Source organism: Streptomyces sp. NPDC001492, assembly GCF_053597275.1.
Genome location: NZ_JBSFHW010000045.1, coordinates 1 through 13,054, shown reverse-complemented (window position 1 = coordinate 13,054; position 13,054 = coordinate 1). Strand labels below are relative to the sequence as shown.

Here is a 13,054-nt window from a genome sequence, read left to right as displayed (position 1 = left end):
AACGGTCGCCCTTCGTGCAGGCAGGCCCGCGCTCAGTCGTCGGCCTCCCCGGTGCACGCCTCCTCGAAGAAGTCCCCCTTCTCCGCGTGCTCCTGCATCGACTTCATCAGCCGGTCCCGCTCCGCCTCCTCCACCTGCACCGGTGCGACCCCGGCCGCCCCGGTCAGCCGCCGGAAGCCTCCCCGGCTCTCCAGCCGCCCGTGCAGCCGCACGGGCAGCCCTACCAGGTGGGCGTGCCCGGCGATGCGGTAGTCCTCCTCGTCCAGCGTGATCCGGACGTGCGGCACCTCGGCTCCCGCGATCACCCGCAGCCGTACGCTGCCCTCCCCGCGCGGCCCCGACCTGCGCATCCGCACCACCGTGCCGGTGATCCGCACGGGCACGGACGGCTCCTCGCGCAGATAGCGGGCCCCGGCCTCGCGCAGCACGGGCAGGTCGCCCGGGGAGAACTCCACCGGCTCGACGCCCGCCACGCAGTCCTCGGGCACCCCCGCGGCCGGTGCCCACTCGACGGCGATCCTGGCGCCCTCGGTGCCGCGCACCAGGGCGACCAGGGCCTCGGTGAGCTCACGGCTCACGCCCGCCTCGACGGCGCCGTCGAAGGCGTCCATGCCGCCGGTGGCCCGCCGGTAGTCGATGGCCTCGCGGGCGGCGTACAGGGCCTGGTGGAGGCGTACGGGCAGCTGCCGGCCCGTGCCGACGGGCACGAAGGCGGTCAGCCGGCCGCCGCCGGCCGCGGAGCCGACCAGGACGCTCTCCAGGAGCGCGGCGGCGGCCCGGCGGTGCCGGGCGCCGTAATAGCCCGCACGCGCGCGCGTGGCGAGCGCTCCGGCGAGCAGCATCTGTCGGGCCGAGGCGCGCAGCTGCTCCTCGACCACCCAGGGCGCGGAGCCGGCGGGACCGCCCGGCACATCCCGCCACCAGCGGATCTCGTCGCTGGGCACGGCGAGGGAGACCAGCACCTCGCGGGCGGAGGGCGTGCCGCTGCGGGTCAGCGCGACGAGCGCCTCGCCGAGCAGGTCGTCACTGTCGGGGAAGGCGCGGCTCTCGGGCACGAGCAGGCTCGTCCCGCTGCCGCCGGGGCCGGGCGGGGTCCAGCGGCCGTAGCGTCCGGCGGCCCCGCCGCGCCGCTCCCAGCCGTGCCGGCGCAGCAGGGCGCTGAGCACGGCGGGGTCGACCTCGTCGGGCTCGGGGGGACGGTGCCAGGAGGCCTCGACCGGGTGCGGCCTCACGGGCCGCAGCGGCTCCTCCAGCGGGCGGTGCGTCATGGTCTGCCTCCGGCCCCGACCCGCGTCATGATCTCGCACAGCGCCCGGTCGTCGAAGATGCGTGAGGTCGGTATCCGCACGGTGGTCCGGGTCCGCCCGGTGACCGGTCGGCCGGCCAGGTTGACCCAGTAGCAGCAGTGCCGCAGGTCGAGACGGTCGTGGCTGGCGCGCAGCCAGTCGTCCTGGGATCTCGGGACGAGCATCACGACCAGGATCTTGTGCACCGAGACCGGCGTGCGCGCCAGCTTGCGCAGATGGTCGTTGTCGAGCGTGAAGGAGAAGAAGCGCCCCGGCGGGTTCGGCGCGATCTGGTACGTGCACTTCAGCTGCACCTTGATGGTCACCTCGTCGTCGACGGTGTGCCCGGGCGAGCCGTGACTGACGTGCCAGTCGATGCCGTTGTCCGGAAACGGCTGCGACAGCGAGCAGCCGGCCGCCGCCGCGACCGCGTGCAGATAACCCACCTGCAGTGTCTCCATGCAGGCGGTGGTGGCGAGTGTGCCGCGAAGGGGGCCCGCACGTTCGGGCAGCAGCCCGCCCCGCTCGGGCTGCGCTATCGCCATGACCAACAGCCTTCCACGCCAAGAGTTTCCCCGCTGCGGGCCGCTGAACTGCAAAGACCCGTACTCCTGTTGTGTCCTTCCGGCGTACGGCGCAAACAGCCCGGGTATCACCAAACAGGCAGAAGACGGGACGTCAGCTGCCGTGGGTGAACGAGGAGTTGTGTAGGCATGACGACCTGGTACGAGGGGCCCCTGGCCGCCTTCGACACGGAGACCACGGGTGTCGACGTCGAGACCGACCGCATCGTGTCGGCCGCCGTCGTCGTCCAGGACGCCCCGGGCAGCCGGCCCCGGATGACCCGTTGGCTGGTCAACCCGGGTGTGCCGGTGCCGGAGGCGGCGACGGCGGTGCACGGGCTGACGGACGAACACCTGCAGCGCAACGGCCGCTGGCCGGCGCCGGTGATGTACGAGATAGCCGAGGAACTGGCGGAGCAGGCGGCGATGGCCCGTCCGCTCGTGGTGATGAACGCGCCGTTCGATCTGACGCTCCTGGACCGCGAGTTGCGCCGCCATCGCGCCTCCTCGCTGGACCGCTGGTTCGAGTCGTCGACGCTGCGGGTGCTCGACCCGCGGGTCCTCGACAAGCACCTGGACCGCTACCGCAAGGGCCGCCGCACCCTGACCGACCTGTGCGCGCACTACGGCGTGACGCTGGAGGGTGCGCACGACGCGGCGGCGGACGCCCTGGCCGCTCTGGACGTCGTACGGGCCCTCGGGCGTCGTTTCGCCGCCCGGCTGGAGCGCCTCTCCCCCGCCGAGCTGCACGCCCTGCAGACCACCTGGCACGCGGCCCAGGCGCGCGGGCTGCAGGCGTGGTTCGCGAAGAGCGGCACGGAGGAGATCGTGAACCCGGCGTGGCCGCTGCGGCCGGATCTTCCGGCGGCGGCATGAGGGGCGGTGGCATGAAGAAGGCCGGTCCGCTGCTGCGGACCGGCCTTTCCCGGTGGGCGATACTGGGTTCGAACCAGTGACCTCTTCGGTGTGAACGAAGCGCTCTCCCACTGAGCTAATCGCCCGGGAACGCACTGAACCATACAGGTCTTCACGGGTTTCCTTCAAACCGCTTCCAGGTGCGCGGCCAGGCCTCGCCGCCCGGCCCGCATCATCAGCCGGTGGTTGGCGCGGAACACCGGCCGGCCCGGCACGGCGAACCGCCTCAGCAGCGGCTTGTGCACGACGACGGCCTGCTCGAAGCGGGCGAGGGTGCCGGCGCCCCCGGCGGTGATCGTCCAGCGCGCCCAGCCCTCTATGTCGCCGGACATGGCGATCTCCAGGACGCCCGCGGCGGGGTCGCGGCGCGTCTCGCGGGCGGTGAAGCGCAGGTCGTACGGGAGGAGGGAGCGGATCCGGATGACGCCGGTGGTGTCGTCGAGCCGGGTCACCTCCCGCACCTGGGGCCACCAGCGGGGGTACTCCTCGGCCCGCTCCAGCGCCTCGTACACGGCGGCGGGCGGGGCGGGCAGGGCCCAGAGGCTTCGGAAGCGGTAATGCGTCCAGTCCATGGCGGGAGTCTGCCCCGTACCCAGGGCGTTCGCCCTCGCAGTCGAGCCGCGGTGGCGGGATCTGAGTATGGGGCTGAGTACCTGCACTCATGCCGTACGACGTGACGGGGACCACACTCCGAGGCATGACGCATGTTCCGCCCCCGGCCGAGGAGTTGCGGCTCCTCGACGCCGAGCTCTGGCAACTGGACGCCCGCCGGGCCCAGTTGCTCCATCGCCGTGCCTGGCTGGTCGCCGCGCTCCAGGCAGCACGCCCGGTGCACCCGGCACCGCAGGCGCCCGTCGAGGCCTCTCGCCCGGAGGCCACCGCGCCCGGCGTGCAGAACCTTCTGCTGCTGCTCGGCGGGGTCCTGCTCACCGTCGCCGCGATGGTGTTCACGCTGGTCAGCTGGGGGCATCTGGGGATTGCGGGGCGGGCCCTCGTGCTCGGCGCGGTCACGGTGGCCGCGCTCGGTGCGCCGTTTGTCCTGCTGCGGCGCGGGCTGCGTTCGACGGCCGAGTCGGTGGCCGGTCTGGGGCTGGCGCTGACGGTGCTGGACGCGTATGCGTTGCAGCAGGTCGCCTTCATGGGGACGGACGGCGCGGGATACACGGCCGTCGCGTCGGCGCTGCTGGCGGGGCTCTGGACGGCGTACGGTCTGCTGCCGCGTGCGGCGGAGCTGCGGCTGCCGCTGCCCGCCGCCCTGGCGGCGGCCCAACTCCCGCTCTTCTTCTGGGCGATCTCGGCCGGCGCGGGGTCGCCCGGGATCGCGGCCGCGCTGCTCGTGACGGCCGGGTTCGACACAGGTGTGGCGCTCCGGGTGACCGCCAGGTCCGTACGCGTCCTCGCCGCCGTCGGCGCGTACGGCACGGGCGCCCTGGGTGCACTGACGGCCGGCTGGCTCTCGTGGGATGCAGCCGGTCCGGGCGCCGCCGCCCGTGCGGCGGCGCTCCTCACCCTTGCGGCGGCGATCGCGCTGGGGGCCGCCTGGCGGCTGCCGAAGCCCGCCCTGGCCACGGGCAACGCCGTGACGGGCGGTCTGCTCCTGGTCGCGGCGGTCGGTGGCGTACTGCGAGTGACGCTGCCCGACGGGTGGACCGTACCGGGGTACCTGGCGTGCGGCGTCGCGCTGTTGGCGGCCTTGCGGGTGCGGCTGCCCGAGCCGGTGCGGCGCGGGCTGGTCCAGGCCTCCGCCGCCGTGCAGACGGTCGCCGTCGCCTGTGCGCTGCCGCTGGTCGTGGTCGCGCTGCTGGGTCCACTGGGCCGGGCGGAGCGCTGGTGGACCGGTGCGCCCTCGGACGCGCGGGCCGCGGCAGCCGTCCACATGCCGTGGCCGCCGTATCCCGGTCAGCTGCTCCTCGGCCCGGTGGTCGTCGCGGCCGTGCTGGCCCTGCTGGTCCGCGGCGAGACCCGGCGGCCCCAGGCGCTGACCGGCGCGACGCTCCTCTCCTGGGCCACCGTCATGACGCTGCCCGCGGTCCTCCAACTCCCCTACTCCGCAGCCCTGTTGTTGCAGGGTGCGGTGACCGGGGCGGCCCTCGCGGCGGCGGCCTTCCGGCTCCTGCCCGTGACCGCCACCACGCTCGCCCTGGGCGGTTCGGTCTCGCTCGCCTTCCTCTCACTGGCCTCCGAGACGGCCACCCTCACCGTGCTGTCCGTCCTGACGGCACTGTTCGCCGCCGCCTCGCCGCGGGCGCCCCTCGCCCCCTTCACCGCCCCGGCCGCGCTCGTGTACGCCACCGCGCTGGCATGCGCGACAGGTCTGGCGGCGGACTGGCGGCCGCAGCACACGGCGCTGCTGGTCCTTCTGGTCCCGGTGGCCGCGGCCCTGCTCGCCGCGCGCCTCGGCGAGAGCCACGCGGGCGTGCCGGTCGAAGTGACCGGAGCCGCCGCCGGACTGCTGGCCGTCGGCCTCGCGATCACCGCCCCGCCGATGCTCGCCCTGGTGCTCGCCCTGTGCGGAGTGATCGCGGCGGGCACGGCGGTACGCTCCGACCGCCGCGCCGTCGGATACGCGGCCGCCGCCCTGTTCCTGCTGGCCGGCTGGGTCCGGCTGGCCGCCTGGGACGTCGGCACCGTCGAGGCGTACACGCTCCCGGTCACCGTGCCGGCGCTGTGCGTCGGCGCCTGGCGCAGGTCCCGCGATCCGCAGGCGTCGTCATGGACGGCGTACGGCGCCGGACTCGCCGCCACCCTGCTGCCGAGCCTCGCCGCGGCCTGGCACGACCCGCACTGGACGCGCCCGCTGCTGCTCGGCACGGCGGCCCTGCTGATCACCCTGCTGGGCGCCCGCCACCGCCTCCAGGCACCCCTCGTCCTGGGCAGCTCGGTACTGGTCCTCGACGCCCTGCACGAACTGGCCCCGTACCTGGTCCAGATGACCGGCGCCCTCCCCCGCTGGGTGCCGTTCGCACTCGCGGGCCTGCTCCTGCTGGCGCTGGGGGCAACATACGAAAGCCGGCTCAGGGATGTCCGCCGGGTGCGGGACATCTTGACGACCATGAACTGAAGCGCCCCAAAGGGGCGCGGGGCGCTGTCAATTAGCGGCTCCGCCGCGTGGGCGCGGCCAGCCACAACGGACCCGCAGACGAGAAGCGAGCCCAGTTCCCCGCCCCCCGCGGAGCGTTACGGCATCTTGTCGCCGAGAAGGGCCAGATTCTCGATGGCCGCAAGGCCGTACAGCGCGGTGTCGTTCGACGACACCCAAGCCGCTTCGCTACCCGCAACCAACGTCACGGGCCCGCTCAACGCCTCCGTCCTCCAGGGCGAAGCCTCCGTATACCCGTCCGAGCTGTAGAACTTCGTCCACGCCCGCTTGGCCAGCGCAGCGTCACCCGTCTGTACGGCGGCGTACGCGTCCAGGCGCGAGTGCCCCTGGAACAGCAGCAGGGTGCCGAAGTCGGAGCCGTAGCGGGCCTTCTGCTCGGCCTTGGTGGCGTTGAAGTAGCGGCAGTAGTCGAAGTAGGCCTGGTTGAACTCGGGCATGTCCACGAGGTCGATGAGCTCGGCGCAGAGCTCGCCCAGGCCGAAGACGGCCGAGAGGTGCGAGACGGAGACCACGGGCGTCGAGGCGACGGCGAACTCGCCGGTGTCGAGGTCGTACAGCCCGCTGCCCTGGACGAAGCCGTTGGGCTGGGCGGCGATGCCCTCCATCGTCGACAGCACCCGCGCCTTGGCCTTCTCCCACTTGGGGCCCTTGCGCTCCCACTCGGTCAGCCACGCGGACACCAGACCGCTCCAGTCGGTGCCGAACCCGATCGACAGCGCGTGCCGGTCCGGCGTGTACGGGTCCGTCCGCACCTTGCGCTGCGGGTCGAGGACCAGGAAGGTCTCGTCGGAGTCGACGTTGGCGTGCATGAGGTCGCCCACGCGTTCGTCGGCCGTGAGGAAGTAGTAGTAGCGCCGGTAGGTGGTGTTGGCGATGCGCTGCTGCTTGGCGCTGTCGGCGTAGTGCTGGACGCCGTGCCGGGTGCCGAGGCCCGCCCAGTCGCCCAGGTGGTAGACGTCGACCTCGCCCGTGTGCCGGGTGAGGGCCTCGGCGAAGCGGAAGATGTCCGCGCGGCCGGAGCGGAGGTAGGCCATCCAGAGCCAGATGTCCGGCGAGAGCTCGGAGTTGTCCCAGGCGTAGCCGCCGACGTCGTACCGCCACTGGTGGCGCACGGTGTCGTAGGAGTGCATGAAGTCGCCGTACTCCCAGAAGCCGTACCAGCGGCGTTGCTCCACCTGGTCCTTGTAGTAGGTGAAGAGGAAGTCGAGGTGGTCCTCGATCCTCGCCTTGGCCGGTGTGGAGCGGTCGGGTTCGGAGTACAGGCCCGGGCCGAAGACCTTGGCCTTGATGAGCTGCCTGGGCGGGGCGGCGAGCTGCGGCAGCACGCGCACGGCCTCGACCTGTTCGGCGAGCTTCTCGGCGGCCGGAGTCGACTCGTTGGCCCAGAAGAGGAGCTCGGAGGTACGGGCGATGCCGTAGGGGGTGCCGAACTTCGGTTCGTAGTCCTCGTAGGTGGTGTTGAGGCCTTCGAGCTGCTTGGCGTATGTGTCCTGGCCCATGCCGTCGTGGTAGAAGCGCAGGTCCATGGGCTGGGCCTCGGGCGACCAGAGCCAGAGGGTGACCTCGGCCTCCTCGGTGTGGGCGTCGCGGATGTCGAGCTGGGCGGGGTGCTTCTCCCAGAAGTCCCTGAGGCCGAAGGAGAATCCGCCGCTCACGCCACCCACGTAGCCGAAGCCGGAGGCGCGCCTGCCGCCGCCGGCGCCGATCCAGCCGTAGCCCTTCTTGGTGCGCTTGCGGAGCGTGAAGCCGTCGGCGGAGAGCTGGGAGAGGGTGTAGTCGCCCCACTCCGGGATGTACTGCAGCCGCGTCGTCACCCGCTGGTCCCACGTGGAGGGGTCGGGCAGCTTCCGGCCCGCGTACTGGGCCGCCTGCACGGCCGCGCCCGGGTCGCGGCGCAGGCCGGTGATGCCCTTGACCGACTCCCGCAGCAGTCCGGTGCCCTCGCCGCCGATGCGGATGTGCCGGTCGTACGACGCGTCCCGCATCGGCACGCTGAAGCGCACCCCCAGCCCCCGGACGAAGTCGCCGCTCGCCCTGCCGGGCTCCTGGGTGCCGTCGTAGGTGATGGTGTGCACCATGCGGAAGGACTCGGCGCCGGCGTAGAAGTACAGCCGGATGGAGAACGGCAGCCAGCTCCGGTCGCCCTTGCGGTGCTTGCCGTCGATACGGACGACGGCCCGGACCGGGCCCTCCTGCTCGACCGTCACCTCTCCTATGGCACCGTCGAAGCGCTCGGTCTTGACCGTGCCCTGGTCCTCGTCCTCGATCTCCGGCTGGCGGATCAGGACGAGCCGTCCGTTCCTGGCGATCTCCGTCGACCCTCGGGTCACCGACGTGATGATCGTCGAACCGTTCTTGCCGATCTTCGCGGTGATCACGCCCGTCGAGACGTCGATGGTGCCGCCGCTCTGGTCGACGGTGACCTTCTTGTCGGGGGCGGCTGCGTCACCGGCCGCGAGGGTGAGCTTGCCGGAGCCCGAACTCACCGCGTGCGCCGACCACTTGAGGGAGCCGTCCGGCCAGTAGGCGATCGGCCAGGACTGCACGGGCACGGCCTTGCCGTCGGCGTCCGTGAGCGCGAACGTCTGGTCGGGCCGGAAGGCGCCCTTCGGCCACGGGACACCGACCGTGGCGCCGGGCGCGGCCCCCAGGCCGCCGTCCTCCAGCCAGTCCAGGGTCACGGGATCGCCGGCCGCGGCTCTGGGCGCGGCCTGCGCGTCCTTGGCTCCTGCGGCCCAGCTGAACTGCGCGGCGGCTCCGGCGACGGCGGCCGCCTTGAGGAGGGACCTGCGGGGGATGGGAGACATGAGAGTTCAGCCTTTCCTTTCCGTGCGGGACGTTTCTTTCCGAGCAGCTGGTCAGGGGCATGACAGCGAGAGATGCGGCGTCCGGGGCGCCGGCCTGGCACGAAGGCACCGCCCGTCAGCGGCGCCGGTACCGCTCCTCCACGGCGACGGCCGCGGCCGCGACGGCCCCCAGGGCGGGGATCGCCAGCGGCGCGATCAGCAGGGCGGAACAGACGACGAGGACCACTCCGCCGACGAGCAGGAAGGATCCGGCGGGATCGAGGACGGTACGGCGGCCGGATTCGGCGAGCAGCGTCCGCCAGGCCGACCCCGGCTCCCACACCGCCGCCGCACGCAGCCCGGCCACGAGGAGTCCGATCAGCGCGAACAGGCCGACGGCCCCCACGAACGGCCCCCCGGGCAGGCCGGCGCGGACCGCCTGGACGTCCACCCAGGCCACGCCCGCCGCGAGCCACCCGGCCAGCCCGGCGACCCACCCGCCCCGCACGGCCGCACGGAAGTCCGAGGCGAACTCACGCCGGCCGCCGCCCTCGTGGCCCGTGCGACGGCGCAGATGCCGCGCCCCGGCGGCGAAGGCGGCCGGGAAGGTCACCACTCCCAGCGAGGCCAGCGCGATCCACACCCCGGTGAGCAGACACTCGGCGAAGACCCCGAACCGCTCCGCGAACACAGACTCCTTGCGTGCTTTGACCCGCTCTCCGGCCATGGAGCGCCTCAGCCCTTCAGTCCGGAGGTCGCCATACCGTCGATCAGATAGCGCTGGAAGGCGAGGAAGAAGAGCAGCACCGGCAGCAGTGCCACCAGCGACATCGCGATCAGACCGCCGTAGTTGGCGGCGACGCCGTCGGAGTCGCGGAACATCATCATGCCGAGGGAGACGGTGTACTTGCCGGGCTCGTTGAGGTAGATCAGCGGCCCCATGAAGTCGTTCCAGGCGTTGATGAAGGTGAAGATGGCGCTGGTGATGAGCGCGGGACGGCACAACGGCAGCACGATCGACCAGTAGATCCGCAGATGCCCGCAGCCGTCGATCCGGGCGGCCTCGTCCAGCTCCCTCGGCAGGTTGCGCATGAACTGCACCATCAGGAAGACGAAGAAGGCCTCCGTGGCCAGGTACTTGCCGAGCAGGAGCGGCACATAGGTGTTGATCAGCTCCAGCTTCTGGAACATCACGTACTGCGGGATCAGCAGCACGTGGTACGGCAGCAGGAGCGTGCCGATCATCAGCGAGAACAGCAGGTTCCGGCCGGCGAACCTGATCTTGGCGAAGGCGTACGCCGTCAGCGAGCAGGAGGTCAGGATGCCGACGACGGCGCCGCCCGCGTACAGGAGGGAGTTCTGGAAGAACGTCCAGATCGAGATGTCGGCTATGCCGTCGGCCAGGCCCTTGAAGTTCTCCAGGATGGGACGGGCGGGGAACAGCTGAAGGCTGTTGATGATGTCCTTGCTCGGTTTGAAGGACGCGCCGATCACCCAGACGACGGGATACAGGACGACCGCGAGGACCAGCAGCGAGCCGATGTGCCAGGCCAGCGAGCCGGCGCGCTTGCGGCCGAGACCACCGAGCGGCTTCGGGGCGGCGGGGGTGGTGGCGCTCATCGGGCGTCCTCCGTGTCGTTCTCGTAATGCACCCACTTCTTCTGGGACCAGAACAGGACGGCGGTCACCAGGGCCACGGCGAGCAGCAGCATCCAGGCCATCGCGGAGGCGAAGCCCATCTGGGCGTTCTTGAAGCCCTGCTGGTAGAGGTAGCAGGTGTAGACGAGCGTGGCGTCGGCCGGTCCGCAGTAGGTGTTGGAGACGACGTAGGCCGAGCCGAAGATCTGGAACGAGTGGATGGTCTCCAGCAGGACGTTGAAGAACAGCACCGGGGAGATCATCGGCAGCGTGATGCTCCAGAACTTGCGGAAAGCCCCGGCGCCGTCCAGCTCGGCGGCCTCGTACAGCTCCTTGGGCACCTGCTTGAGCCCGGCCAGGAAGATGACCATGGGCGCGCCGAACTGCCAGACGGTGAGCGCGACCAGGCAGTAGAGGATCCAGTCGGGGTTGCCGACCCAGCCGCCGACATGGAAGCCGAAGACCGACATCGTACGGTCGACGATGGCGTTGTCGGAGAAGATCGACCGCCAGACGAAGGCGACCGAGACGCTCGCTCCGATGAGCGAGGGTGCGTAGAACGCGGCCCGGTAGAAGGCCTGTCCGCGGCGGCTCTGTGCGAGCAGCAGGGCGACCCCGAGGGCGAGCAGCAGCTTCAGCGGGGTGCCGATGACGACGTATTTGGCCGTCACCTCCACCGACCTCTGCCAGCGGGGGTCGTCGAACATCTTGGTGAAGTTGTCGAGACCGACCCACTTCGGGGTGTTGAAGAGGTTGTAGTCGGTGAACGCGAAGTAGAGCGAGGCCACCATGGGGCCCGCGGTCAGGAGCAGGAAGCCCGCGATCCACGGGGACATGAAGAGATAACCGGCGAGGTTCTCCCGCCGCCCCCGCTGCTTGACGGCGGCGGGGGCGGCGGAACGGGTCTTCCGGACGGCGGGCGGTGATTCCTTGACGAGCGTCACGGTGCTTCCCAATCGGTTCCGGGGCGCCCCAAAGGGGCGCGGGGAACTGCGCGACCAGCCACAGCGGCGCAGCAGATGAAACCCAGCAAACCGCGCCCCCAGCGGAGCGCTATGCCTGGAAGGCAGCCTGCGACTCGTCGAAGAACTGCTTCACCGCGGCGGAGGGCCTCGTCTTGCCCTGGGCCAGATCGCCGCCTATGCGCAGGAAGGCCGCCTCGATGGTGTCGGCACCGGAGGGGTGCGGGGTGATCGTGCCGAGGACGCCGGCCTTGGCGGTGTCCGCCTCGTACTGCGCGATCTCCTTGCTGACCGGGTCGGTCGGCTTGAACGCGTCGTACTGCTGGGTCGAGGCGAGGATGCCCCGGTCGTAGCCCATGATCTTGCCGACTTCGGGGTCGTGGACCATGAAGTCGATGAACTGGGCGACCTCCTTGGGGTGCTGGGTGCGCGCGGAGGCGCTCAGCATCAGGGAGGCCAGGTACTGCCCGGTGTGCTTTCCGTCCATGGTGGGGATCGGTGCGAGGCCGTACTCGCTGCCGCCCTCGGCCGTGTAGCGGACGGTGAAGTTGTCCCAGGTGAATTCCGAGGCCCCGTGCCCTGCGGAGAGGGAGGACTTGGGCCGGTCCTGCTCGACGGTCTTGGGGTCGGTGATGATGCCGGCCTTCACGCGGCTGTAGCCGTCCTGCCACCACTCCGTCAGGTCGCCCTTGTCGAAACCGAGGCCGTCCTTGGTGTAGAACGCCTTCCCGTTCTGCCGCAGATACAGGTCGTACAGGTACATGATGCTGAAGTAGCCGGTGTCGCCGGGGACCTTGGTCCTGTCGTGGATGGTCTTGAGGGCCTTGAAGTAGTCGTCCCAGGTCCAGCCCGTGGCCGGCTCGACGCCCGCCTTCTGGAAGACCTTCTTGTCGATGACCAGCGCCATGGTGTTGGAGCCGACGGGGATGCCGAGTTGCTTGCCGTCGACCTCGCCCACCTTGGTGACGCCCGCGCGGAAGTTGTCGAGGCTCAGACTGCCCGCGTCGATCTGGGACCCGAGGTCGAGCAGGACGCTTCTCTTGTCGTACTTCCTAAGGAAAGTGACGGCGTTTTGGAAAACGTCCGGGGGATTTCCGCCGGCCGCCTGCGTCTGGAACTTCTCCCAGAATGAGACGTAGTCCTGGAAGTCCGTCTTCACCCTGATCTTCGGGTACTTCTTCTCGAAGAGCCCGATGGTCTGGTTGATCTTCTTGGCCCGTTCGTCGGCACCCCACCACGAGTAACGGATCGTCACCGTCCCGTCGGCGGAGGTGCCGCTGTCGCCGCCGCAGCCCGTGGTCGCGGCCAGGCCCAGCGCGGCCGCCGACGCCCCGGCGGCCTTGAGGATCGTACGCCTCTGAACATTCCTGCTGGTTCCCACAGTCGGGCCCTCCCCGGCATCATTGCCAGCTGCATGAATCGTTTCAAGTAAGCGCTTGCTGGCACAAGTTACGGAGGGCCTCGGGGTGCGTCAATGATTCGGACAGGAATTTCTCACCGGGTGCACGGACGGGTTCACGGCACATCGGCAGCAGAACGGCCCATGAGAGGGGCGATGTCGCAGGTGAGAGACGTGCTCTCGACGGCCCGAACATCAACTGGGCATCGGCACACGCATGTTGCCCGGCCGAAACTCACCGGAGTACGGGACCCGTCCGAGGGGGCTCACACGACGGCGGCCCGTCTGCTCGACTCCCCGCAGATCCCACGCCCCGTCACCCACGCGCCGGCCCTCTCCAGCCACGAGTACACGGCCAGATGCACGCCGTCCGGGTCGTCGGAGATACAGGTGGCCTGGACCGGG

At 70.9% G+C, this 13,054-nt stretch carries 10 protein-coding genes and 1 tRNA gene; 2 read left to right on the top strand and 9 right to left on the bottom strand.

The window, feature by feature from the left end:
• Positions 1–32: 32 nt before the first annotated feature.
• Positions 33–1,268, bottom strand: coding sequence for a hypothetical protein (locus ACWC1K_RS39755; protein ID WP_450837920.1), 1,236 nt, complete (start codon positions 1,266–1,268; stop codon positions 33–35).
• On the bottom strand, positions 1,265–1,831 hold the full coding sequence (locus ACWC1K_RS39750; RefSeq protein WP_351466532.1) for a DUF4365 domain-containing protein: 567 nt from the start codon (positions 1,829–1,831) through the stop codon (positions 1,265–1,267). The genes ACWC1K_RS39755 and ACWC1K_RS39750 overlap by 4 nt, the downstream gene beginning before the upstream one ends.
• A gap of 168 nt (positions 1,832–1,999) precedes the next feature.
• Here ACWC1K_RS39750 and ACWC1K_RS39745 point away from each other — a divergent pair, with 168 nt between their 5' ends.
• Positions 2,000–2,725, top strand: coding sequence for a 3'-5' exonuclease (locus ACWC1K_RS39745; RefSeq protein WP_099927489.1), 726 nt, complete (start codon positions 2,000–2,002; stop codon positions 2,723–2,725).
• A gap of 53 nt (positions 2,726–2,778) precedes the next feature.
• Here the strand turns inward: ACWC1K_RS39745 and ACWC1K_RS39740 are convergent.
• Positions 2,779–2,850, bottom strand: a tRNA-Val gene (locus tag ACWC1K_RS39740).
• A 39-nt stretch (positions 2,851–2,889) separates the two neighbouring features.
• Complete coding sequence (locus ACWC1K_RS39735) at positions 2,890–3,336, bottom strand: SRPBCC family protein (protein ID WP_450837919.1); 447 nt, start codon at positions 3,334–3,336, stop codon at positions 2,890–2,892.
• A gap of 89 nt (positions 3,337–3,425) precedes the next feature.
• Between ACWC1K_RS39735 and ACWC1K_RS39730 the strand changes: the two genes are divergently transcribed.
• Positions 3,426–5,825: an SCO7613 C-terminal domain-containing membrane protein gene (locus tag ACWC1K_RS39730; RefSeq protein WP_450837917.1), complete on the top strand. Its 2,400-nt coding sequence runs from the start codon at positions 3,426–3,428 to the stop codon at positions 5,823–5,825.
• 116 nt (positions 5,826–5,941) lie between these two features.
• On the opposite strand, the gene ACWC1K_RS39725 is transcribed toward ACWC1K_RS39730, so the two are convergent.
• From ACWC1K_RS39725 to ACWC1K_RS39705, 5 genes are all read right to left on the bottom strand, one after another.
• Entirely contained in the window at positions 5,942–8,671 is a 2,730-nt protein-coding gene (locus ACWC1K_RS39725) for an exo-rhamnogalacturonan lyase family protein (protein ID WP_450837916.1), read from the bottom strand.
• Positions 8,672–8,786: 115 nt separating this feature from the next.
• The gene (locus tag ACWC1K_RS39720) at positions 8,787–9,377 is read right to left on the bottom strand and encodes a hypothetical protein (protein ID WP_450837914.1); all 591 of its coding nucleotides are present in this window, start codon (positions 9,375–9,377) and stop codon (positions 8,787–8,789) included.
• 8 nt (positions 9,378–9,385) lie between these two features.
• Entirely contained in the window at positions 9,386–10,270 is an 885-nt protein-coding gene (locus tag ACWC1K_RS39715; RefSeq protein ID WP_450837913.1) for a carbohydrate ABC transporter permease, read from the bottom strand.
• A complete protein-coding gene (locus ACWC1K_RS39710; protein ID WP_450837912.1) occupies positions 10,267–11,232 on the bottom strand; it encodes a carbohydrate ABC transporter permease in 966 nt (321 codons plus the stop codon). The genes ACWC1K_RS39715 and ACWC1K_RS39710 overlap by 4 nt, the downstream gene beginning before the upstream one ends.
• Positions 11,233–11,341: 109 nt before the next feature.
• Positions 11,342–12,631 (bottom strand): ABC transporter substrate-binding protein, encoded by a 1,290-nt coding sequence (locus ACWC1K_RS39705; protein WP_450837910.1) that lies wholly within the window; start codon positions 12,629–12,631, stop codon positions 11,342–11,344.
• Positions 12,632–13,054 lie beyond the last annotated feature (423 nt).